Genomic DNA, 20674 nt, shown 5'->3' with positions numbered 1-20674 from the left:
CTAAACCGCGCTGAGATTCGCCCAGGCCAGGGCAGCGCCGACCGAATCCAGAGTCTCGCCCGGCGGCAGGGGCGGACGCTCGATCATCAGCACGGGAATATGCAGCTCGGCGGCGGCGGCGATCTTGGCTGCTGCGCCGCCGGCATTCTTGGTCACCAGCAGATCGATGCGATGCTGCTGCATCAATGCGCGCTCGTCCTCTGGCCGGAACGGCCCGCGACCGAGAATCAGGTCGCCCGGCGGCAGCACGACGCCATCGGCTGGCGGATCAATCATGCGGGTGAGAAACCAGCGCCCATTTCCATGGGGTTTGTCTTCGCGTCCCAGCGGCACAAAGGGCGCGATTTCTTGCCGGCCGAGGGTAAGAAAGATGCGCTGCGCCGGATGGAAGCGCAGGAATATCGCCGCCGCCGTCACGCTGGGCATCATGGTCCAGCGGTCGCCCGGCGAAGGCACCCAGGGCGGCCGCACCAGCTTGGCGCGCGGAATCCCCAGCGCCTGACAGGCCTCGAAGGCATGGCGCGCCATCTGGGCGGCAAAAGGATGCGTGGCATCCAGCACCAGATCGATCTTCTCGGTCACCAGATACTCGCTCAGGCCCGCCACGCCGCCGAAACCGCCGATGCGCACGGTGCCTGGCGGCCTTTCCGGATTCTCGGTGCGGCCAGCCAGCGAGGAAATACAATGGATCTTCGGATGATGCTCCAGTTCACGCGCCAGCCGCAGGCCCTCGCCGGTACCGCCCAGCAGCAGCAGGTTGCGTTTGCGCGCCATCAGGCCGCTCCCCCGCTGCGGCCGACAATATTGCCGGCGCGATCCACCGCCACCACGTCGATATCGATGCGGGCCGGCGCCACGATACGCCCGGCTGCATCACGCGCCAGTCGCGCCACGTGATCGCCCAGCGGCAGATGCACCTGCTGTGCCATCTGCAACACTTCCAGTGCCGTGTTGGCGTCGGCAGCGCGCGTGACCAGCGCGGCATCGCCGCCGCAGTCGCGCAGCCATTGCGACAATACGGCCTTGTCGACCTGGCTGCGACCGGAATGCAGGTCCATCTGGCCCTGGGCCAGCTTGACCAGCTTGGCGAAGCCGCCGCCGATGGTGAGGCGCGGCAGCGGATGCTGGCGCAGGTATTTCAGCAGCGCACCGGCGAAATCCCCCATGTCGAGCAATGCGATTTCGGGCAGGGCGTAAAGCGACTGCACGGCAGCCTCCGAGCTTGAGCCGGTGCAGCCGGCGACATGATCGAGGCCAGCGGCAATCGCCACATCGACGCCGCGATGGATCGAATGGATCCAGGCCGAACAGGAAAACGGCACGACGATGCCGGTGGTTCCCAGGATGCTCAGGCCGCCCACGATGCCCAGGCGCGGATTCCAGGTCTGCTTCGCCAGCTCTGCGCCACCCGGCACGGCGATCTCGATCTCGACATCCGGCACCGCGCCATGCCGCGCGGCCAGCGCCGACACGACTTCGCTCATCATGCGGCGTGGCACCGGGTTGATTGCCGGTTCGCCCGGCGGGATCGGCAGGCCGGCACGCGTGACCATGCCCACGCCCTCGCCGGCACGGAACACGATCCCGCTGCCCGGCGCACCGCGACGTATGCGGGACAGGATCAAGGCCTGATGCGTCACATCGGGATCGTCGCCGGCATCCTTGACGATGCCGGCCTCGGCCCAGTTTTCGCCGCGAGCCTCATGCGCCAGAGCGAAGCTCGGCCTCTCGCCTTTGGGCAACGTGATGGTGACGGGATCGGGGAAAGCGCCGGTGAGCAAAGCCTGATAGGCCGCCGCTGTTGCCGCCGTGGCACAGGCGCCCGTCGTCCAGCCCCGGCGCAGGGCGGAAGCGGAGTCGGCAGGCATCTCGGGAGGCGTCTCGGCAGCCGGGGTCATGGGGGCGAAGTATACACCGGGGCGCGGCCGGTGTACCTTGCCGCCATGCAATTGCCATCTCTGCAAATGCCGGTTTTTCCCCCCGGCTGGGTCTGGCTGACCGGCGCCGGCCCCGGCGATCCGGGGCTTTTGACCCTGCATGCGGTGAACGCCCTGAACCAGGCCGATGTCGTGATCTACGACGCCCTGGTGGGCGAGGCGATCCTGGCCTGCGCCCGGCCCGGCGCACTGCTGGAATATGCCGGTAAGCGCGGCGGCAAGCCCTCGCCCAAGCAGCGCGACATCAGCCTGCGCCTGGTCGAGCTGGCGCGGCAGGGCAAACGCGTGCTGCGCCTGAAGGGCGGCGATCCCTTCGTGTTCGGCCGCGGCGCCGAGGAAGCGCTGGCGCTGCGCGACGCCGGCATTCCCTTCCGTGTCATTCCCGGCATCTCGGCCGGCGTGGGTGGCCTGGCCTATGCCGGCATTCCGCTCACCCATCGCGACACAAATTCCTGCGTCACCTTCCTGACCGGCCACAATGCCAGCGGCGAGGTGCCCGACAGCGTCGACTGGGCCGCCATGGTGCGCGCCTCGCCGGTGCTGGTGATCTATATGGCAATCAAGCATCTCGACATCCTGGTCGCCAAGCTGCGCCATGCCGGTCTGGCCGGCGAGCGGCCGGCCGCATTGGTGAGCCACGCAACCCTGCCGCAGATGCGCGTGCTGCGCAGCAGCCTGGACCGTATCGTGGCCGATGCCGAGACGGCAAAGATCGAGCCGCCGGCCCTGCTGGTGGTGGGCGAGGTGGTCGACCTGCACGCGCTGTTCGGCACCAGCGACCTGCAGGCCAGGCTCGCGCCGCCATGCCCAATCGCCATCTGACCCGCGGCCTGGTGGTCGCCGCGCCGGCCTCGGCCAGCGGCAAGACCACCGTGACGCTCGCGCTGCTGCGCCTGCTGGCGCGTGAAGGCCGCATCGTCGCGCCGTTCAAGGCCGGCCCGGATTACATCGATGGCGCCTTCCATCGCGCCGCCAGCGCCGGCCGGCCCTGCTACAATCTCGATCTTTTCGCCATGCGGCCCGCGACGCTGGCCGGGGTGCTCGATTACGGCAGTGCCGGCGCCGAGATCGTGGTGATCGAAGGCGTGATGGGCCTGTTCGACGGCGCCGTCAGCAGCGAAGGCAGCACCGCCGATCTGGCGGCAAAACTGGACCTGCCGGTGGTGCTGGTGATCGACGCCGCGCGCCAGAGCCAGTCGATTGCCGCCCTGGTGCACGGCTTCCGCAGTTTCCGCGACGATGTCGTGCTGGCCGGCGTGATCCTCAACCGCGTGTCCTCACCCAAACACGAGATGCTGCTGCGCAACGCGCTGGCGCCCCTTGGCCTGCCGGTATTGGCCGCCCTGCCGCCGGAAGGCGATCTGACGATGCCGAGCCGGCATCTGGGCCTGGTGCAGGCCGAGGAACGCGACGGCCTGGATTTCTTTCTCGACCGCGCGGCCGACTGGCTGCATCTGCATCTGGACCGCGCGGCGCTGGAGCAGTTGCTGCAGCCCCTGCAGGTCAGCCGGCCGGCGACGCTCGCCGCCCTGCCGCCGCTGGGCCAGCATATCGCCGTGGCGCGCGATGCGGCCTTTGCCTTCGCCTATCCGCATCTGCTGCAGGGCTGGCAGGCCCAGGGCGCAAGCCTGAGTTTTTTCTCGCCCCTGGCCGACGAGGCGCCGGCACCGGATTGCGACGCGGTCTTCCTGCCCGGCGGCTATCCCGAACTGCATGCGGCGAAACTGGCCGGCAACGGCCACCTGATGCAGGGCCTGCGCGCGGCGGCGGATCGTGGCGCGGCCATCTACGGCGAATGCGGCGGCTTCATGCTGCTGGGCCGCGGCCTGACCGATGCCGAGGGCAACCGGCATGCCATGGCCGGCCTGCTGCCGGTCGAGACCAGCTTCGCCGAACGCAAACGGCATCTGGGATATCGCCGTATCACAAGCCTGGCCGATACAATGCTGGGGCCGAAAGGCAGCCGCTTCCGCGGCCATGAATTCCATTATTCCGTCCAGACCGGCGGCAAGGATGCAGGCGCCGCCTTGTTCATGGCCACGGACGCGGTTGGCGCCGAGCTTGGCCCATCCGGTTGCCGGCAGGGCAGCGTGTTCGGCAGCTACCTGCATCTGATCGACCGGGAAGGTTGATTCCTGCGCTGATTGCGTGGCGACGGCACCCTGCTACGATCCGAGCGCAACCGCCCGATTCGCGGTTGGGTTAACCATTCCTTTGCTGCTTTGCGCTAGTCCCGCTTCATGCTGTTGCGTTTCGCCCTTGTGCTGCTTCTGCCGCTGGTTGCCCAGCTGCTGGTGCCGGGCCATGCCCCGGCCGCTGCACAGACAGCGCAGACCCCCGAAGCCGCCTCGCCGGTAGCCGAAAAAGGCGCCGATTCCGGCCTGCCGCTGCCGCGTTTCGTCAGCCTCGCCGCCGACAAGGTGAATGCCCGCACCGGGCCGGGCTCGCGTTATCCCATCGCCTGGCAATACCAGCGCCGCGGCCTGCCGGTGGAAGTGGTGGCCGAATACGAATACTGGCGCCGCATCCGCGACCATGACGGCACCGAAACCTGGGTGCACAAGAACCTGACCTCGGGCAAGCGTTTTGCCGTGGTGGACGGCACGGTGCGCAGCCTGTTCAAGAAACCCGATACCGCCGCCGATGTGTTGCTGACCGCCGAGCCCGGCGTGATGGCCCGGCTGCGCAAATGCCCCGACCTGGCCTGGTGCCAGGTGGAAATCGCCGGCACCAGAGGCTGGATGCCGCGCGGCCATCTGTGGGGCCTGTATCCGAACGAGGTCTTCGACTGACTCAGGTCGCGCCGAGCAGGCGGCGCAGGCTGCGCGCCGTGACCGGATTGCCCAGCATGTCGGCCAGCGTGTAGCGGTCGAGCACCGCGAGGAATGCCTTCACTGCTTCGGTGAAGGGCTGCTTGAGCTGGCAGGCCGGCGCCAGGCAGCAGGTGTTGCTGGCGCCGTCGAAACATTCCACCAGATCGAAATTGTCCTCGGTGGCGCGCACCACCGCGCCGATCCCGACCTGCCCGGCGGTCCGGCTGAGCTGCAGGCCGCCATTGCGGCCGCGCAGGCTGTCGACGAAACCGGCCTGCGCCAGCGTCAGCGCCACCTTCATCAGGTGATGGCGCGAGACATCGTATTGCTCGGCGATTTCCTCGATGGTGCAGCGGCGGTCGGGATTCAGCGCCAGATACATCAGCATGCGCAGGGCGTAATCGGTATGCAGCGTCAGATGCATGGCGGGAACGTCCGTAATCCTGGCCGGGGGTGCGACAAAATATGCATTTAATTTACTTGATATCGGCGGCCCGCTCAATATCATGCATATAAAATACTTCTTTTGGAGTCGCCCCCGGAGGCTTCCGATGACCTACGTCGTGACCGAGCAGTGCATCAAGTGCAAGTACATGGATTGCGTCGAGGTCTGTCCGGTCGACTGTTTCTATGTCGGCGAGAACATGCTGGTGATCAATCCGGACGAATGCATCGATTGCGGCGTCTGCGAACCGGAATGCCCGGCCGAGGCCATCCTGCCCGATACCGACCGCCGCACGGACGCCTGGGCCAGGCTCAACCGCGATTACGCGACCCAATGGCCCAACATCACCCGCAAGGGCACGCCGCCCGAAGATGCGGATGCGTGGCGCGGCGTCGCCGACAAGTTCAGCCGCTTCTTCTCGCCCGCTCCCGGAAAGGACCAGCCATGAACGACATGAGCCTGCATGCCGGCACCCTGCCGCACCGCCTGCACAACCGCGCGCCGCAATGGCATGACAGCCTGCCGCGCGCCGCTTTCGGCATCACGGCCGGCGCCTATGGCCTGATGCTGCTGGTCTACTGGATGACTTTCGGCGCCGAGGCCGAGGGCGCGCTGATGGTGGCGGTCAGCACCGTCTACGTGATCATGTTCTTCGGCGTGCCCTGGGTGATGGCGCGGCTGGGCGAAACCATGCTGCGCCAGCGCCATGGCGGCCGCGCCGCGCCGAAGCTGGACGATTTCCTGCAGACCGGCATCCAGACCTGGACCGGCCCGATGACCGGCTGGAGCGCATTGATCCAAGTGACGCTGATTCCCGTCGGCCTGGCTTTTGCCACGCTGGGCATCTGCATCGCCGTGGCGATGGCGCGCTGATCGCCATGGCCGCCGCCTTCGCGTTGCCGCAGGATCAGCCACGTCACGAGCCGGCCGGCCGCCGCCGGGCCCTGTTCGCGCTTGGCTTCCGGCCCTTCTATCTCGCCGGCGCCGCCTATGCCGTGCTGGTCCTGCCGCTCTGGCTCGCCGTCTATGGCGGCCATGTGGCATTGCAGGTTTCCGACGCGCTGGCCTGGCATGGCCATGAGATGCTGTTCGGCTTCGGCGCCGCGATCATTGCCGGCTTCCTGCTGACGGCGGTGCGCAACTGGACTGGCGGAGAAACCCCCACAGGCACGCCGCTTGTCCTGCTGGTGCTGGTATGGCTGGCCGGCCGTGTCGCGCCCTTCCTGCTGCCGGCCGGCTTCGCCGCCATGGCCGATCTGGCGTTCCTGCCCGTCCTGGCCGTTGCACTGGCGCAGCCGATTTTCCTGATGCGTGTGCGCAAGGCCTCGCAGCGGCCCTGGCTTCCGCTGGTGGTTTTGAGCCTGCTGACCATCGCCAACCTGCTGTATCACGCCGGCGCGCTGGGCTTGTGGGCCGAAGGTGTCGTATTCGGTCGACATCTGGCGCTTGGCGTGGTCGCCATCCTGATCAGCGTGATCGCGGCGCGCATCGTGCCCAGCTTCACCATGTCGGGTGCCGGCGTTTTCATTCCCGCCGCCCTACGGCGCGACCGTATCGCTTTGATCGTATTGGTTCTGGCTGTGGCGCTGGATCTTGCCGCCGTGTTGTGGCCGCTGCCACCCCTGCTGCTGGTGACCGCCAACGCCGCCACCGCCCTGCTGCATGCCAGCCGCCTGCAGCAATGGCATAGCTGGTCGGCGCGCCGCATCCCGCTGCTGGCCATCCTGCACATCGCCTATCTCTGGCTGCCGCTGGCATTCGCCCTGCGCGCCGCCAGCGCATGGAGCGACGCGGTGACGCCGGCCATGGCCGATCATGCGCTGGGCGTGGGCGCCATGGCCGGGCTGATGCTGGCGATGATGACGCGCAGCGCGCTGGGCCATACCGGCCGCAAGCTGAAAGCCGGACCGGTGGAGATCGGCATCTATGGCGCCATCATGCTCGCTGCCCTGCTGCGGCTTTGCGCCCTGCTGCACCCCGCGTTGCAATGGCCGCTGCTGCTGGGCGCCGGCATCGCCTGGGAGGCCGCTTTCGGCCTGTTCCTGCTGCGCTACCTGCCGATCCTGCTGCGGCCGCGCATCGACGGCAAACCGGGCTGACCCGACTCGTTTCCTTTCCTTCCATCCCCTATATAGTCTTCATCATGGCCCATCAGGACGAAACCGACACAACTTTGGCTGAACGCCAGGCCCGCCGCGCCCAGCTTGCGCCCGGCCATGTCGCCGGCGTGACGGAAGCGATGGTGCATGACGTGGTGCATACCTTCTACGGCCGCATCCGCACCGACGCCGTGCTGGGGCCGATCTTCGAGGGCGTGATCCGGGATAACTGGGATCACCACCTGGCCAAGATGTGCGATTTCTGGTCGTCGGTGCTGCTGATGACCGGCCGCTACGATGGCCGGCCGATGCCGGCGCATATCCGCATCGATGTCGGGCAGGGTGCCGGATTGTCTGACGCGCATTTCGCCCACTGGCTGGAGCTGTTCCGCGCGACCGTGCGCGAGCGCTGCTCGCCGGCCGCCGCCGCATTGTTTGAGGATCGCGCGCAGAAGATCGCCGCCTCGCTGCTGCAGGGCGTGCAGTTCAGCCGCGGTGAACTGCCCGACTGGCTTGGGCCGGTAAAAAGCGAGCCGGTGAAGAGCAAGCCGGTGAAGAGCGGACCGGCTCAGTAGAGCCGCGTGCGATAGCTTTCTTCCAGATTGGCATCGGCGGCGTCCGCATCCAGGCCGCCGACCTGGTCGGCGATCACGCGGCCCAGCGTGGGAAAGGCATCACGCGGCACCCGGCTTTCCGGCCGCCACAGGCCGGAGCGGATCATCGCCTTGCCGCAATGGAAAAACACCTCGCGCACGGCGATCTTCAGCGCCGAGGCCGGCATCTTGCCCTGCGCCGCCAGCGGCGCAAGCACGGCCGCATCCGTGACGATTTCGGCGCGACCGTTCACGCGCAGGCTTTCATTGATGCCGGGCACCAGGAACAGCAGGCCCACATCGGCGCTCTGCGCCACGTTGCGCAAGGAATCGATCAGGTTGTTGCCGCGCCGGTCGGGCAGCAGCAGCGTGGCGTCGTCGATCACCTGCACGAAGCCCGGCGCGTCGCCGCGCGGCGAGGCATCGGCGCCATCCGGCCCGTGGGTGGCCAGCACCACGAAGGGCGACAACGCGATGAAGGCTTTGGCGTGTTTGTCGAGCCGGGGCAGGATCTTCTTCTGCACCAGGTCGCTAGGCTGGTCGTAGCAGCCGCGCAGGTCGGATTCACTGGAAAGAACGATCATGCCTGGCCTCAAAACAACACGTGGATGCTCGGACCAAGTCCGAGCATGACGATATTCGAAAACGAATATATCCGTCATGCCACGCCTTGGGCGTGGCATCCACGTTTTTATTGTCCAGGCCCGATGGCTTATGCGAAATCCTGCGCCAGGCTGTCGCGTACCGCTTCCGGCATCACGGCGATATGACCGTAATGGGGATGCTCGACGGCCAGAAGCACGCGGGTACCGGGCTTGCGGAATTCGGCGATCTGTTCCGCCGTGAAGGGGAAACGCAGGAAATGCACGCTTGAGGTCTTGCCGTCCTCGCGGTTGCGTTCGGCATCGCCTTCCGGCACGGCACGGATCTTGTGGCCGGCGAATTCCAGCATCACGGTCTGGTCGATATTGGTGAGCTGGGCCAGCACGACGGGCCGGCGCACCGCATCCTCGATTTCGATCATGAAGGTGGCGACCAGCTCGCGGCCCTTCGGGATCAGCGGCTCGTAGGCGCGCAGCTCGTCCTCCAGCTGCTCGGCGCCGCCCTTCTCGATGAACAGCATTTCCTGGATCTGCCACCACATGGTGGCGTAATTCTCGAAATAGAAGGTGCAGAACGGACCGACGCCGACGCGGCGGTTCTTCTTGATCGCCACCACTTCGGCGCGCTTGTCCTTGCGCAGCTTCTGGAATTCATCGAGCGGCAGGATATCGGCGTGGGTGATCGTGGTTTTCAAAGCCATGTACACATCATCCTTCTGAAAGCGCGAAGCCCCTCCGCCCCCTCAGCTTGAACTTCAGATCAGTCCGTAGGCCCGGGCGAACAGCTCGACCGGGTGATCGGCCTTGGCCGGCAGATTGAAGCCGGCTGCATCCTTGCCTTCGCGCTCCATGCCCTGGCGGATATGGATCGCCGCCAGCGGGCATTCCGAGGCGATATGCGCCTTGTTTTCCTTCACCGCCGTGCGCGCCACCGGCTTGCCCACCTTCATGCCGACCTCGAAGAACTCCTTGCGCACGCCCCATGAGCCGCCATGGCCGGCGCAGCGTTCGATCACGGCAAGATCCTGGCCCGGCTTCATCTCGGGGATCAGCTTCATCAGCTCGGTGGCTTTCGCGCCCATATTCTGCGCGCGGGCATGGCAGGCCAGATGCAGGGTGACACCGCCTTCCAGCGGTTTGAGCCCAGGCGCGAGGCCTTCCTTCTTGGCGATGTCGACGATGTATTCCGAGATGTCGAAGGTGGCCTGGGCCAGCTTCTTGACCAGCGGATCACCGGGCAGGATCAGCGGCCATTCGAATTTCAGCATCAGCGCGCAGCTCGGCACCAGCGCCACGATGTCGTAGCCCTGGTCGATCAGCGGCGCGAAGGCCTCGGCCACCACGCGGGCCTTTTTCGCCACATCGGCAATGTCGCCCTGCTCCAGCCGCGGCATGCCGCAGCAGCCGGGATATTCCACGCGCAGGTCGACGCCGTTATGGGCGAGGATCTTCTGCGCCGCGACGCCGATATCGGGATTGTTGTAGTTGCCGAAGCAGGTGGCATAGATCGCCGCCTTGCGCTTGCCATAGGCCGGCGCGGCGGTGTTGATCGCCGCCGGTTCGGATTTGGCGCGCGCCACCAGCGTCCTGGCATTGAATTTCGGCAGTTCGGCGTCGCGATGGATGTCGGCGACGGCTTCCATGATCGGACGGGTCAGGCCGTTGCCGCGCTCCGATGCCCAGTTGGCAATCGGGGCAACCAGGCCGGCCAGCTTGCCGTTGCGGTCGGTCTGCGAGAGCTGGTCGCCAATGGCATCCTTGTGGCCGTGATGCCGCTCGGCCGCGCGGTAGCGCAGCATCAGATGCGGAAAATCGAGATTGAACTCGTGCGGCGGCACATAGGGGCACTTGGTCATGTAGCACAGATCGCAGAGCGTGCAGGCATCCACGATCGGCTTGAAGTCCTTCGACTCGACCTCGTCCAGTTCGCCGGTGGGCGAGGCATCGACCAGATCGAACAGGCGCGGGAAGGAATCACACAAATTGAAGCAGCGGCGACAGCCGTGACAGATATCGAGCACGCGCCGCATTTCGGCGTCGAGCTTTTCCAGATCGTAGAAATCGGGATTCTGCCAGTCCAGCGGATGCCGGGTGGGCGCCTCGAGGCTGCCTTCGCGCATGATCGTCTCCGGGAATGCGGGTGCGTCTACGGGAAAGGCCCGGAGTCCGAACGGACTCCGGGCGGTACGTCACCGTTGAAACGCGCGGCGATCAGCCGAGCGTATCGAGCGCCTTCTGGAAACGGCCGGCATGGCTCTTCTCGGCCTTGGCCAGCGTCTCGAACCATTCCGCGATCTCGTCGAAACCTTCGTCGCGGGCGGTCTTGGCCATGCCGGGATACATGTCGGTGTATTCGTGGGTCTCACCGGCAACGGCGGCCTTCAGGTTGGAGGCGGTGGGGCCGATCGGCAGATCGGTGGCCGGATCGCCGACTTCGGCCATGAATTCGAGATGGCCGTGGGCGTGGCCGGTCTCGCCTTCCGCGGTGGAGCGGAACACGGCGGCGACGTCGTTGTAGCCTTCCACGTCGGCCTTCTGGGCGAAGTAGAGGTAGCGGCGGTTCGCCTGGCTTTCACCGGCGAAGGCTTCCTTCAGGTTGGCGTGAGTCTTGGTGCCTTTGAGTGCGGGCATGGCTGGTCCTCCTGGTTCTTCCCTGCAAACCGCCGGAGCCGGGTTGGCCCCGGGGCGGGCGCCCCGCTCTGGCCCCCCACTGCCAATGGGGGGCAGCGGGACAGAGATTCGGGACGCTGCGGATTATGGACCGGCGCCTTTCACTGTCAAGGTTTTTTGGAATTATTCTAACTTATGCAGGGTCGCTACGACCCTTCCCGCGCTGCGGCAGATCAGTCTTCCAGCCGCACGATCACATCGACCCGGGCGATCTTGGCCCCGTTGGGCGCGGCCGGCAGACGGGCCACCGCCACCTCGGTTTCCGGAATGTCGCGCAGCTCGCCGGTGCGTTCGTAATAGAAATGGTGATGCGCCGACAGGTTGGTGTCGAAATAGGCCCGACCGGCATCAACCGTCACCATACGGAGCAATCCGGCGGCCGTGAACTGGTGCAGGCAGTTATAGACGGTGGCGAGGGACAGGCGGGAGCCCCGTTCGGCGGCTTCGGTGAACAGGCTTTCCGCCGTCACATGCCGGTTGCCGCGTTCGAACAGGATATCGGCCAGCACCAAGCGCTGCCGCGTGGTGCGCAGGCCGGCGGCCCGCAACTGTTCGGCGGCGGCCCGGAAACGGGGTTCGATCACCTTGGTCATGATTTGCATATATAGCAGGATCCGCCCCTCGGCCACAGGAATGTCATACTTGGCGGTTCCCGGCGGTTTTTAGCCCCGCCCTCGGCCCGGCCGGCCGGCGATGGCACAGATGTAACAAAGTGCAACGAAACTGTTGCGACCCGCCCCCGGATCACTACATTGTGCCCGGAAGGCGAAGGACTGCCCGCTACTTATGGTTCGGGGCGGTTGCCGATGCATTGTCCGGCCGGCAATTCAAGGTGTCCGTCCGGCAATAAGGTCGCCAGCCATATCGGGCCTAGCTGACAGCAGGCATTGCTAACGGGGTTGAGGGTTTCCCAACGTGGAACAGAAGAACAGTTACAGCTACGAGGATCTTCTTGCTTGCGCGCATGGCAAGCTGTTCGGCGAGGGCAATGCCCGTCTGCCGCTGCCGCCCATGCTGATGCTCGACCGCATCGTGAAGATCGTCAGCGACGGCGGTAAATACGGCAAGGGCGAGATCGAGGCCGAACTGGATATCAAGCCCAACCTGTGGTTCTTCCCCTGCCATTTCGAGAATGATCCGATCATGCCGGGCTGTCTGGGCCTGGATGGCATGTGGCAGCTGGTCGGCTTTTTCCTCGGCTGGATGAAGGCGCCCGGCCGCGGCCGCGCGCTCAGCGTCGGTGAGGTGAAGTTCTCCGACATGGTGACGCCGGCGGCGAAGAAGATCACCTACAAGATCGACATCAAGAAACTGCTGCTGCGCAAGTTCGGCATCGCCATCGCCGACGGCACCATGTATATCGACGGCAAACCGGCCTATGAATGCAAGGACATGCGGGTCGGCGTTTTCCCCGATGGCATGGCGCCGGCCGCCACGTAACAGCCCCCGAAAGGCTGCGTCGGTTTATCAAACGGGTGCAATGACTGCGGCTGCCGGATTCGCCCGATCCACGATCCGGCCCGCATCCTGAGGAGTTTCACGCCCATGCGTCGCGTCGTCGTCACCGGTATCGGCATCACCTCGTCCATCGGCAACAATGTCGCCGAGGTCGCCGACAGCCTGAAGGCCGGTCGTTCCGGCATCGTCTTCGCCGAGGACTATGCCCGGCTGGGCTTCCGCAGCCAGGTGCATGGTACCGTCAAGATCGACCTCGACGCCGCCATCGACCGGCGCCAGAAACGCTTCATGGGCGATGGCGCGGCCTATGCCTATCTGGCGATGGAACAGGCGATTGCCGATAGCGGCCTGGAAGAAAGCGACATCATCAATCCGCGCACCGGGCTGATCGTCGGCTCGGGCGGCGCCTCGACGAAGAACCTGGTTGCCGCAGCCGATATCGTGCGCGAAAAAGGCGGCCCGAAGAAGATCGGCCCCTTCATGGTGCCGCGCACCATGTCGAGCACCTGCTCGGCGGTGCTGTCCACCGCCTTCAAGATCAAGGGCGTGAACTATTCGATCAGCTCTGCCTGCTCGACCTCGGCGCATTGCATCGGCAACGCCGCCGAACTGATCCAGCTCGGCAAGCAGGACATCATCTTCGCCGGCGGCGGCGAGGAACTGGACTGGACCCTGAGCTGCCTGTTCGACGCCATGCCGGCGATGAGCTCGGCCTATAACGCCACGCCCGAGAAGGCTTCGCGCGCCTATGACAAGGATCGCGACGGTTTCGTGATCGCCGGCGGCGGCGGCATCGTGATCATGGAAGAACTGGAGCACGCCAAGGCACGCGGCGCCAAGATTTATGCCGAACTGGTCGGCTATGGCGCCACCTCGGACGGCGCCGACATGGTTGCCCCCTCGGGCGAAGGCGCGGTGCGCTGCATGCAGATGGCGCTGGCCGAAAGCGCGCGCGGCAGCAACGCGCCGATCGACTACATCAACACCCACGGCACGTCGACGCCAGCCGGCGACATCACCGAGCTGAAAGCCATCCGCGAAGTCTTCGGCGAAGCCGTGCCGGCGATCAGTTCGACCAAATCGCTGACCGGCCACAGCCTGGGCGCCGCCGGCGTGCAGGAAGCCATCTACAGCATGCTGATGATGCGCGACAATTTCATCGCCGCGTCCGCCAATATCGAGAACCTCGACCCCGGTGCCGAGGGTTTCCCGATTGTGCGCGAGCGCCGCGATAACGTGACGCTGAATCGCGTGATGTCGAATTCCTTCGGCTTCGGCGGCACCAACGCGTCGCTGGTCTTCCAGCGCTACGCTGCCTGACCGCCACTTTCCGCCCATAACAAAAACCTCCTTCCTTTCCGGATTTCCGATATGACCGAAATGCGCGCGTTGATGAGTGGCAAGCGCGGCCTCATCATGGGGGTTGCCAACGATCACTCGATCGCCTGGGGCATCGCCGACATGCTGCACAAGCATGGCGCCGAACTGGCCTTCACCTTCCAGGGCGAGGCGTTCGAGCGCCGCGTGCGCCCGCTGGCCGAGAGCGTGAACGCCAGGGCCGTGGTGCCCTGCGATGTCGAGGACGAGACCTCGATGCGCCAGGCCTTCGAGAAGGTCGGCGCCGCCTTCGACAACCAGATCGACTTCGTGGTGCACGCCATCGCCTATTCCGACAAGGAAGAGCTGAAGGGCCGCTATCTGAACACCACGCGCGGCAATTTCAGCCGGTCGCTGCTGATCTCCTGCTATTCCTTCACCGAGGTCGCGCGGCTGGCCATGCCCTACATGAGCAAGGGCGGCTCGCTGATCACCCTGACCTATGAAGGTTCGACGCGGGTGATGCCGAACTACAACGTGATGGGCGTGGCCAAGGCGGCGCTGGAAGCCAGCGTGCGTTACCTCGCCGTCGATCTCGGCCCGCAGAATATCCGCGTCAACGCGGTATCGCCCGGGCCGATGCGCACATTGGCCGGGTCGGCCATCGGCTCGGCCCGCGCCACCTTCAAGTTCACCGCCCAGCACAGCCCGCTGCGCCGCAACGCCAGCCTGGAAGAAGTGGGCGGCGCCGCGCTGTTCCTGCTCTCCGATCTGGGCGCCGGCGTCACCGGCGAGGTCGTCCATGTCGACAGCGGCTTCCATGCGCTGGGCATGCCGAACCCGGCCGACCTGAACGGCAACGGCAACGGCGAGGGCTGATCCCATATGCGGCTGCCAGAGGCGACAGGTTGGATCGCCCTTTAAGCAGCCTGCTGCAGGATCTGCGCCTGCCGGGCCACCGGCAGATGGCGGAGCACTGGCTCGACCTCTACGGCCGCGCCGGCCATCGTTTGCCGGCGCTGGGCGATCTGGATGCCACGCGCTTTCCCAAGGCGCTGAACGACAGCTGGATCGTTGATGCCGAGGATGACGGCCGCTTCCGCATGCGCCTGGCCGGCGAGGGGCTGGTGCAGTGGTACGGTTTCAATCCCAAGGGCCGCTATTATGAGGATATTTTCCCGGCGACGGTTTTGCCGGTGGTGACCGCGCAGTCCCGCCGCGTCCTGCAGGGGCCCTGCATCGGCTATCACCACATGCACAGCACGATTCCCGACTGGACCGTGCCCGCCGCTTTCGAGCGTCTGGCGCTGCCGCTGGCCGATGCACAGGGACGCTGCCGTCACATCCTGGGTGCGACGCTGTTCAAGGGTCAGAATGATCTGGGCCGCGGCGTCGAGGCGACGTTTGTCGACGCCGATCATTGGTATTCACTCACTGCCGCTTAAATTCGGCCAGTTAAATTCGTTTGCATTACAGCTTTGTAATTTCCATTCCGGCAACGGGCTTTCTACCTTGCCGGCATGGAACACGGCCTCGCCTCCCTGATTGTCGACATGCCCGATGCCAAGTTGCAGGCCGTGGCGCGGCACTGGGCCACGCTGTATTACGCCACCGGCGGCATTCCCCGCCTGCGTGATATCGACGCCTTGCAATTGCGGCTGGCGCTGGCCGACATCTGGATTCTCGATCTGCATGACGATGGCATGCCGCGGATTCGCCTCGCCGGCGAGACGCTGGCCGACTGGTTCGGCCGCTGCCTGAAGGGCGTGCCGCTGGATGTCATTTACAATGCCGAAACCCTGCCGGTCGTACAGGGCATGGTGCAGCAGGTGAGCGGGACGCCAGCCATCCTTCTGCAGCATGCGCGCAGCCTGCCCACCAACCGCAGCTTCACCGTGCCGTTCCATCGCCTGGCACTGCCGCTGCGCAATGACAATGACGCCATCGGTCATGTGCTGGGCGTTTCAGTGTTCAGCAGCCGCGACGGCCATGGCCATGGCGCCGAACGGACCAGTATCGAACGCGAATGGATCTACCCGCTCGCCATGGCCGCCGCCGAACGCACCACCACCGAGCGCACCGCCGCCATGGTGGCGTAACCGGGCTTCAGCCCAGTGCGGTTTTCAGCACGCCGAACAGCCGCTCCACATCCTGATCGGTGTTGTAGACATGCGGCGTCACCCGCATGGACTGCCCGCGCACGCTGACGAAAACATTCTCCGCCGCCAGTTTCGCCGGCAGGTCGGCCGGCACGCCATCCTTGAAGCGCAGGCCGAGAAAATGGCCGGCGCGTTTCGCCGCCGGCGCCGAGCCGAGGCCGAATTCCGCCTGCGCCCGTGTCGCAATCGCCGCCGTACGGGCGGCCAGCGTGGCCTGGATGTTTTCCACGCCCCAGCCGAGCAGCATCTCCAGCGCGGCCATCGCCGCCGGCATCAGGGCGAAATTGCTGCGCTCGCCCACATCGAAACGGCGCGCGCCCGGCTGGTAGTCGCTTTTGTAATCCACCAGGCCGGCGAAATTCTCGGAATCCTTCCGCGCGATCCAGTTCTGCTCGAACGGCATCGCCTGCTGCCAGCGCGGCGCCACATAGAGGTAGCCGAGGGAATAGGGACCCATCAGCCATTTGTAACCGCCGACGGCGAGGAAATCCGGATCGATGCTCTGCACGTCGAAGGGCAGCGCGCCGAGCGACTGCGTGGCATCAATCACCAATGCAGCGCCAACTTTCGCGCAGGCGCGCCGGATGGCGATCAGATCCAGCAGGCCGCCATCGGTCCAGTGACAATGCGGCAGGGCGACAATCGCCGTCGTCGCATCGATGCGCGCCAGCACGGCCGAGGTCCAGTCATCGTCGGCCGGACGCGGCACCTGCACATGGGCGGCATTCGCCGCCCGCGCCTTTTCCATCCAGGGATAAACGTTGGAGGGAAACTGCTCGGCCAGTGTCAGCACGCTCTGCCCCGCCTTCAGCGGCAGGGCATGGGCGGCAACCGCCAGGCCATAGGACGCCGCCGGCACCAGCGCGATATCCTCGGCTGACGCATTGACCAGCCGCGCAAACAGCCCGCGCACGATTTCGGTATCGGTGAAGAAATCCTGCGGGGTCACCAGCCAGGGCCGGGCCTTGCGCGCCACGCCGGCCTCGCCCGCCGTCACCACCGGCTTGGCCAGCGGCGACATATAGGCGCAGTTCAGATAGGCGATGTCGTCGGGGATATCGAAGAGGGCGCGCTGCGAGGCGAGCAGTCTGGGCGGGATCTGTGTGGTCATGGCCCGAGCTTAGCGGCACCATTCCGGCCTGCCACTGCCCAAATCGGGACAGAAATGCACCCCGACAATTTTTTTGCTGGCTTCGACCATGGCTGCAGCGCAGATTGCCGGCACCGATAACAAAAAAGCCTGCCCGATGCCCTTGCCGCATATCGCCCTCGCCGTGCTGATCGCCGCGATCTGGGGCTTCAATTTCGTGGTCATCCGCATCGGGCTCGACAGCTTCCCGCCCTTCCTGTTCAACGGCCTGCGCTTTGCCGTGGCGGCTTTGCCGTTCCTGCTGTTCCTCCGCCATCCCGGCGTGAAATGGCGCTGGGTGATCGGTACCGGTCTGGTGCTGGGCGTGGCGAAATTCAGCCTGCTGTTCCTCGGCATGGCCCATGGCATGCCGGCCGGCCTGGCCTCGGTGGTGATGCAGGCCCAGGCCTTGTTCAGCGTCGTCTTCGCCGCCCTGCTGCTGAGCGAGCGGCCGGGCATGGTTCAGTGGATCGGCCTGGGCATCGCCGCCGCCGGCCTGGTGGTGATCGGCAGCGATCTGGGCGTCAACACGCCGTTGCTGGCCTTCCTGATGCTGATCGCGGCCGCGGCCTGCTGGGGCTTTGCCAATATCCTGACGCGTCGTGCCGCAGCGAAACGCCCGCTGGCTTTCATGGTCTGGGTCAGCGCCGTGCCGCCGCTGCCCATGCTGGGATTGTCATGGGCCTTCGAAGGCGAGGCCGCGATCACGCAGGCCATTGCCGGACTGGATGCCAAGGGCATCCTCGCCGTGCTCTATATCGGCCTGCTCTCCACCACGGCCTGCTTCGCCGCCTGGAGTTTCCTGCTGCGGCAGTACAAGGCTTCGCTGGTGGCGCCCTTCACCTTGCTGGTGCCGGTGTTCGGCCTGGCCAGCGCGGCTTTGGTGCTGGATGAAATGCCATCGACGCCCGAGCTGGCCGGCTCGGCGCTGATCCTGCTGGGACTGATGGTGAATGCCGGACTGCTGACGCGCTGGCGGCAGAATCCCGCCGTGGCTTGAGAGAGCCTACAGCTTCATCGCCAGATCGCGAATCGCATCGCGACAGGCATCTGCCGTACGCTCCAGATAGGAACGCGCTTCGGGACGAAGGTCTTCCTGCTGCAGTTGTTCGTTGATCGATGCGAGCATAGCGCGCAGGTGCCGTATACGACCCGGCATATCCTTCTCCCCCTCAGGCGAATCAGTCATCACCCGACGGAGAGTGCCGTCTGCATGGTTAACAAAACCTGAGAGCGCCAGATCAGATCGCCGGGATCAGGCAGCCGCGCCCTGCTGCGCCTCACCGGTGAAATGGCGGATGCTGTCGAGCATATGCCGCGGCACGGGATCGTGGCCCTTGAGGATCAGCACCAGGGCGGCGCGGGTGACGCCGAGCTTGGCGGCATACTCCTCGAAGCTCATGCCGTGGCGGCGGCAGGCCTCCAGCACCAGCGGCTGGACATCGCGGACAAAGAACTGCTTTGCCCCATACCCTCGGGTTTCAAGCGTGATCTGACCATAAGACATCGGATTCGGGCGGTGCACGGTTGCCTCCTTAAAGTTCCGTCAGGCCGCATCGGGGCCGGCAGGGTTGCGCCGGCTCGAAAAAATTTGGCCATTGCCGCTCCGGTTTCAAGAGGAAATTTTGTCGCGCGCCGACCATGCCGTGGCGAATGCCGCAGCGGATGCCGAAGCGGCGAAACCAGATTCAAAACGGTGCGAGAGGGATGCGCCTAGACGCTGAGGTCGGCGTTGCGGCCCATGCCGCGCGGGCGGCTGCGGTCGGTCTTGGCCTCGGTGGCGGCAGCGCCGTTGTCGCTGTCCTTGCCCTTCTTCGCCTTGGCCTGGTCCGAACCGCCGGAATTGCCCGAAGCGGTGGCCGCCATGCGCGTCTCGGCCCGCACCGGCACGGCCGTCACCGCCGCGGCCGCCTGGGCCGCGTTGGGGGCCTGGTTCTGCTGGGCCAGGCCCTGGGCCGGGGACGGCGTCTGGGTCTGGGGCAGAGAGGTGATCGGTGGAACCAAAAAGCTCATGTTTTACATGTATGATGGGGTATAACTCTTGACAAGAAGATTGTTTCCCAAAGTGGTTAACACCGAATCAACCCACTTTTTTTACGCGAAGGACATTGGACCCTGACCCAGTCGAAGGCGGATAAATCCCGGAAAACGGACAAGAAACCCGGTCTGCTGGCCCGCCTGTTCGGCGCCGAGCCGCAGCCTGGACCAGGGACCACGCCGAAGCCGGCGCGCCAATATGCCGGCCCGGCCAAGGATCCGCGCGTCATGCTGGCCCAGCAGATCAGGACGATCCGCGCCAAGCTGAACCCGCAATTGCTCAAAGTTGTCGAGAAGCTGGCGAAAAAAGGCCCGCCGGTCACCGACCAGGAACGCGCCACGCTCGCCATCGAACTGTTCCTGGCGCAGAAGCAGGATGGCGGCGATTTCGCCGCCAAGCTGAAAGCCAAGCTGGAAGACCAGAAGCGCCGCAGCCACTAGGCCGCGCCGGCCTTAGCATCCGGCAGGCCGTCAGTGCAGGCCATCAGTGCAAGATTGTGCGCGGCGGTCCGTCGTTCGAGACGGGCTGGTCGCCACCCACTTCGCTGCCGGCGGCGTACTCATCGGGTTTGGCCGGCGCCGCCGGACGGGTGTCGCCACGCTTGAGCCGCTCATGCGCCTTGATAGAAAACGGGATCGAGCCCAGATAGGCCAGCTCGATGGCGGCCAGCGTATACCAGGGCTGGTTCAGCAGGCCGGCCACCAAAAGGCCCACGCCCAGCAGCACCAGGCCGACATGATGGCGCGGCACCCGCACGCGCTTGAACGAGAAGGTCGGCACGCGGCTGATCATCAAGCCGCCGATGATCAGCAGCCACAGGGCATTCAGCGCCGGCGAACGGAAAAAATCGCTTTCCAGTTCCAGGCTGATGATCAGGAACAGCAAGGCCAGTCCGGCGCCGGCCGGCGAGGGAATGCCGGTGAAGAAACTGCCAGTCCATTGCGGCTTTTCGGCATCGTCCAGCGCGGTGTTGAACCGCGCCAGCCGCAAAGCCGTGCAGACGCTGTAGGCCAGCACCACCAGCCAGCCGGTATTGCCGTTGCCCAGGTCGTGCAGGGTCCAGAAATACAGCACCATCGCCGGCGCCACGCCGAAGCTGAGAAAATCGGAGAGCGAATCCAGCTCGGCGCCAAAACGCGAGGCACCCTTCAGCAAACGCGCCACGCGGCCGTCCAGCATGTCGAACAAGGCCGCCACCGCGATGGCGACGACGGCGAACTTGAACTGCCCGAGCAGCGCGAAACGGATCGCGGTCAGCCCCGAGCAGAGCGCGATGATAGTCAGGATATTGGGCGCGAGCGTGTTGAGCGGCAGGTTGCGCAGGCGCTGCGGCGGTTTGAGATTCATCGGCATCGGATGTCTCCTTCGCTCGGCAGGCAATCTAGACGATCTGCTTTACCGCCGTATTAACGCA

General features: G+C 65.5%; 27 protein-coding genes. 14 read left to right on the top strand and 13 right to left on the bottom strand.

Going from position 1 to position 20674, the window contains the following annotated elements:
* Positions 1-774 carry a cobalt-precorrin-6A reductase gene (locus ACE3OO_RS09415; protein WP_374302103.1) on the bottom strand — a complete coding sequence of 258 codons (774 nt, stop codon included), beginning with the start codon at positions 772-774 and terminating at the stop codon, positions 1-3.
* A complete protein-coding gene (locus tag ACE3OO_RS09410; RefSeq protein ID WP_374302101.1) occupies positions 774-1868 on the bottom strand; it encodes a cobalt-precorrin-5B (C(1))-methyltransferase in 1095 nt (364 codons plus the stop codon). The genes ACE3OO_RS09415 and ACE3OO_RS09410 overlap by 1 nt, the downstream gene beginning before the upstream one ends.
* Before the next feature lie 96 nt (positions 1869-1964).
* Between ACE3OO_RS09410 and cobA the strand changes: the two genes are divergently transcribed.
* The 3 genes from cobA to ACE3OO_RS09395 all read left to right on the top strand — a co-directional run bounded on the left by cobA (position 1965) and on the right by ACE3OO_RS09395 (position 4729).
* Positions 1965-2759, top strand: a complete 795-nt coding sequence (cobA, locus tag ACE3OO_RS09405) for a uroporphyrinogen-III C-methyltransferase (protein ID WP_374302099.1) — start codon at positions 1965-1967, stop codon at positions 2757-2759.
* Positions 2741-4069, top strand: a complete 1329-nt coding sequence (locus tag ACE3OO_RS09400) for a cobyrinate a,c-diamide synthase (RefSeq protein WP_374302097.1) — start codon at positions 2741-2743, stop codon at positions 4067-4069. Before cobA ends, ACE3OO_RS09400 begins: the two co-directional genes overlap by 19 nt.
* 108 nt (positions 4070-4177) lie before the next feature.
* Positions 4178-4729 carry an SH3 domain-containing protein gene (locus ACE3OO_RS09395; protein ID WP_374302095.1) on the top strand — a complete coding sequence of 184 codons (552 nt, stop codon included), beginning with the start codon at positions 4178-4180 and terminating at the stop codon, positions 4727-4729.
* Between the two features lies 1 nt (position 4730).
* Here the strand turns inward: ACE3OO_RS09395 and ACE3OO_RS09390 are convergent, their stop codons facing one another.
* Positions 4731-5174: an Rrf2 family transcriptional regulator gene (locus ACE3OO_RS09390; protein WP_374302094.1), complete on the bottom strand. Its 444-nt coding sequence runs from the start codon at positions 5172-5174 to the stop codon at positions 4731-4733.
* Positions 5175-5301: 127 nt separating this feature from the next.
* On the opposite strand from ACE3OO_RS09390, the gene fdxA reads away from it, so the two are divergent.
* From fdxA to ACE3OO_RS09370, 4 genes are read left to right on the top strand one after another with little or no spacing between them, the layout of a single operon-like run.
* Positions 5302-5643: a ferredoxin FdxA gene (fdxA, locus tag ACE3OO_RS09385; RefSeq protein ID WP_374302092.1), complete on the top strand. Its 342-nt coding sequence runs from the start codon at positions 5302-5304 to the stop codon at positions 5641-5643.
* Entirely contained in the window at positions 5640-6068 is a 429-nt protein-coding gene (locus ACE3OO_RS09380; protein WP_374302090.1) for a hypothetical protein, read from the top strand. The genes fdxA and ACE3OO_RS09380 overlap by 4 nt, the downstream gene beginning before the upstream one ends.
* A 5-nt stretch (positions 6069-6073) precedes the next feature.
* Positions 6074-7294 carry an NnrS family protein gene (locus ACE3OO_RS09375; RefSeq protein WP_374302088.1) on the top strand — a complete coding sequence of 407 codons (1221 nt, stop codon included), beginning with the start codon at positions 6074-6076 and terminating at the stop codon, positions 7292-7294.
* Positions 7295-7338: 44 nt separating this feature from the next.
* Positions 7339-7869, top strand: a complete 531-nt coding sequence (locus ACE3OO_RS09370; protein ID WP_374302086.1) for a group III truncated hemoglobin — start codon at positions 7339-7341, stop codon at positions 7867-7869.
* On the opposite strand, the gene ACE3OO_RS09365 is transcribed toward ACE3OO_RS09370, so the two are convergent.
* The 5 genes from ACE3OO_RS09365 to irrA form a co-directional block, all read right to left on the bottom strand.
* Positions 7863-8471 carry a pyridoxamine 5'-phosphate oxidase family protein gene (locus ACE3OO_RS09365; protein WP_374302084.1) on the bottom strand — a complete coding sequence of 203 codons (609 nt, stop codon included), beginning with the start codon at positions 8469-8471 and terminating at the stop codon, positions 7863-7865. The two genes, ACE3OO_RS09370 and ACE3OO_RS09365, sit on opposite strands and share 7 nt — an antisense overlap.
* 128 nt (positions 8472-8599) lie before the next feature.
* Positions 8600-9190, bottom strand: coding sequence for a DUF3501 family protein (locus ACE3OO_RS09360; RefSeq protein WP_374302082.1), 591 nt, complete (start codon positions 9188-9190; stop codon positions 8600-8602).
* Positions 9191-9244: 54 nt separating this feature from the next.
* Complete coding sequence (locus ACE3OO_RS09355) at positions 9245-10609, bottom strand: (Fe-S)-binding protein (protein ID WP_374302080.1); 1365 nt, start codon at positions 10607-10609, stop codon at positions 9245-9247.
* A 91-nt stretch (positions 10610-10700) separates the two neighbouring features.
* Positions 10701-11120 (bottom strand): rubrerythrin family protein, encoded by a 420-nt coding sequence (locus tag ACE3OO_RS09350; RefSeq protein WP_374302078.1) that lies wholly within the window; start codon positions 11118-11120, stop codon positions 10701-10703.
* Between the two features lie 212 nt (positions 11121-11332).
* Positions 11333-11761: an iron response transcriptional regulator IrrA gene (irrA, locus tag ACE3OO_RS09345; RefSeq protein ID WP_374302076.1), complete on the bottom strand. Its 429-nt coding sequence runs from the start codon at positions 11759-11761 to the stop codon at positions 11333-11335.
* 313 nt (positions 11762-12074) lie between these two features.
* On the opposite strand from irrA, the gene fabA reads away from it, so the two are divergent.
* The 5 genes from fabA to ACE3OO_RS09320 all read left to right on the top strand — a co-directional run bounded on the left by fabA (position 12075) and on the right by ACE3OO_RS09320 (position 16033).
* Positions 12075-12599, top strand: coding sequence for a bifunctional 3-hydroxydecanoyl-ACP dehydratase/trans-2-decenoyl-ACP isomerase (gene fabA / locus ACE3OO_RS09340; protein ID WP_374302074.1), 525 nt, complete (start codon positions 12075-12077; stop codon positions 12597-12599).
* 105 nt (positions 12600-12704) lie between these two features.
* Complete coding sequence (gene fabB / locus ACE3OO_RS09335) at positions 12705-13937, top strand: beta-ketoacyl-ACP synthase I (RefSeq protein ID WP_374302071.1); 1233 nt, start codon at positions 12705-12707, stop codon at positions 13935-13937.
* Between the two features lie 51 nt (positions 13938-13988).
* Complete coding sequence (locus ACE3OO_RS09330) at positions 13989-14813, top strand: enoyl-ACP reductase (protein WP_374302069.1); 825 nt, start codon at positions 13989-13991, stop codon at positions 14811-14813.
* Positions 14814-14842: 29 nt separating this feature from the next.
* Positions 14843-15379, top strand: coding sequence for a PAS domain-containing protein (locus ACE3OO_RS09325; protein ID WP_374302067.1), 537 nt, complete (start codon positions 14843-14845; stop codon positions 15377-15379).
* A gap of 108 nt (positions 15380-15487) precedes the next feature.
* A complete protein-coding gene (locus ACE3OO_RS09320; protein ID WP_374302064.1) occupies positions 15488-16033 on the top strand; it encodes a PAS domain-containing protein in 546 nt (181 codons plus the stop codon).
* Between the two features lie 7 nt (positions 16034-16040).
* Here ACE3OO_RS09320 and ACE3OO_RS09315 read toward each other — a convergent pair whose 3' ends face one another.
* Positions 16041-17204: an aminotransferase class V-fold PLP-dependent enzyme gene (locus tag ACE3OO_RS09315; RefSeq protein WP_374302062.1), complete on the bottom strand. Its 1164-nt coding sequence runs from the start codon at positions 17202-17204 to the stop codon at positions 16041-16043.
* An 88-nt stretch (positions 17205-17292) separates the two neighbouring features.
* Here ACE3OO_RS09315 and ACE3OO_RS09310 point away from each other — a divergent pair, with 88 nt between their 5' ends.
* On the top strand, positions 17293-18222 hold the full coding sequence (locus ACE3OO_RS09310) for an EamA family transporter (RefSeq protein ID WP_374302059.1): 930 nt from the start codon (positions 17293-17295) through the stop codon (positions 18220-18222).
* A gap of 6 nt (positions 18223-18228) precedes the next feature.
* On the opposite strand, the gene ACE3OO_RS09305 is transcribed toward ACE3OO_RS09310, so the two are convergent.
* From ACE3OO_RS09305 to ACE3OO_RS09295, 3 genes are all read right to left on the bottom strand, one after another.
* Entirely contained in the window at positions 18229-18381 is a 153-nt protein-coding gene (locus ACE3OO_RS09305; RefSeq protein ID WP_374302057.1) for a hypothetical protein, read from the bottom strand.
* Positions 18382-18477: 96 nt separating this feature from the next.
* On the bottom strand, positions 18478-18747 hold the full coding sequence (locus ACE3OO_RS09300; protein ID WP_374302054.1) for a hypothetical protein: 270 nt from the start codon (positions 18745-18747) through the stop codon (positions 18478-18480).
* Positions 18748-18935: 188 nt separating this feature from the next.
* Complete coding sequence (locus tag ACE3OO_RS09295) at positions 18936-19235, bottom strand: hypothetical protein (RefSeq protein WP_374302052.1); 300 nt, start codon at positions 19233-19235, stop codon at positions 18936-18938.
* Positions 19236-19487: 252 nt separating this feature from the next.
* Here ACE3OO_RS09295 and ACE3OO_RS09290 point away from each other — a divergent pair, with 252 nt between their 5' ends.
* Positions 19488-19700, top strand: coding sequence for a hypothetical protein (locus ACE3OO_RS09290; protein ID WP_374302049.1), 213 nt, complete (start codon positions 19488-19490; stop codon positions 19698-19700).
* 43 nt (positions 19701-19743) lie between these two features.
* Here the strand turns inward: ACE3OO_RS09290 and pssA are convergent, their stop codons facing one another.
* Positions 19744-20613 (bottom strand): CDP-diacylglycerol--serine O-phosphatidyltransferase, encoded by an 870-nt coding sequence (pssA, locus tag ACE3OO_RS09285; RefSeq protein ID WP_374302048.1) that lies wholly within the window; start codon positions 20611-20613, stop codon positions 19744-19746.
* Positions 20614-20674: the final 61 nt, after the last annotated feature.

The sequence above is a fragment of the Ferrovibrio sp. genome, from assembly GCF_041906005.1.
Taxonomy (GTDB): Bacteria; Pseudomonadota; Alphaproteobacteria; order Ferrovibrionales; family Ferrovibrionaceae; genus Ferrovibrio.
The sequence above is the reverse complement of the archived record's forward strand: the minus strand, read 5'-3'. Positions and strand labels throughout refer to the sequence as shown.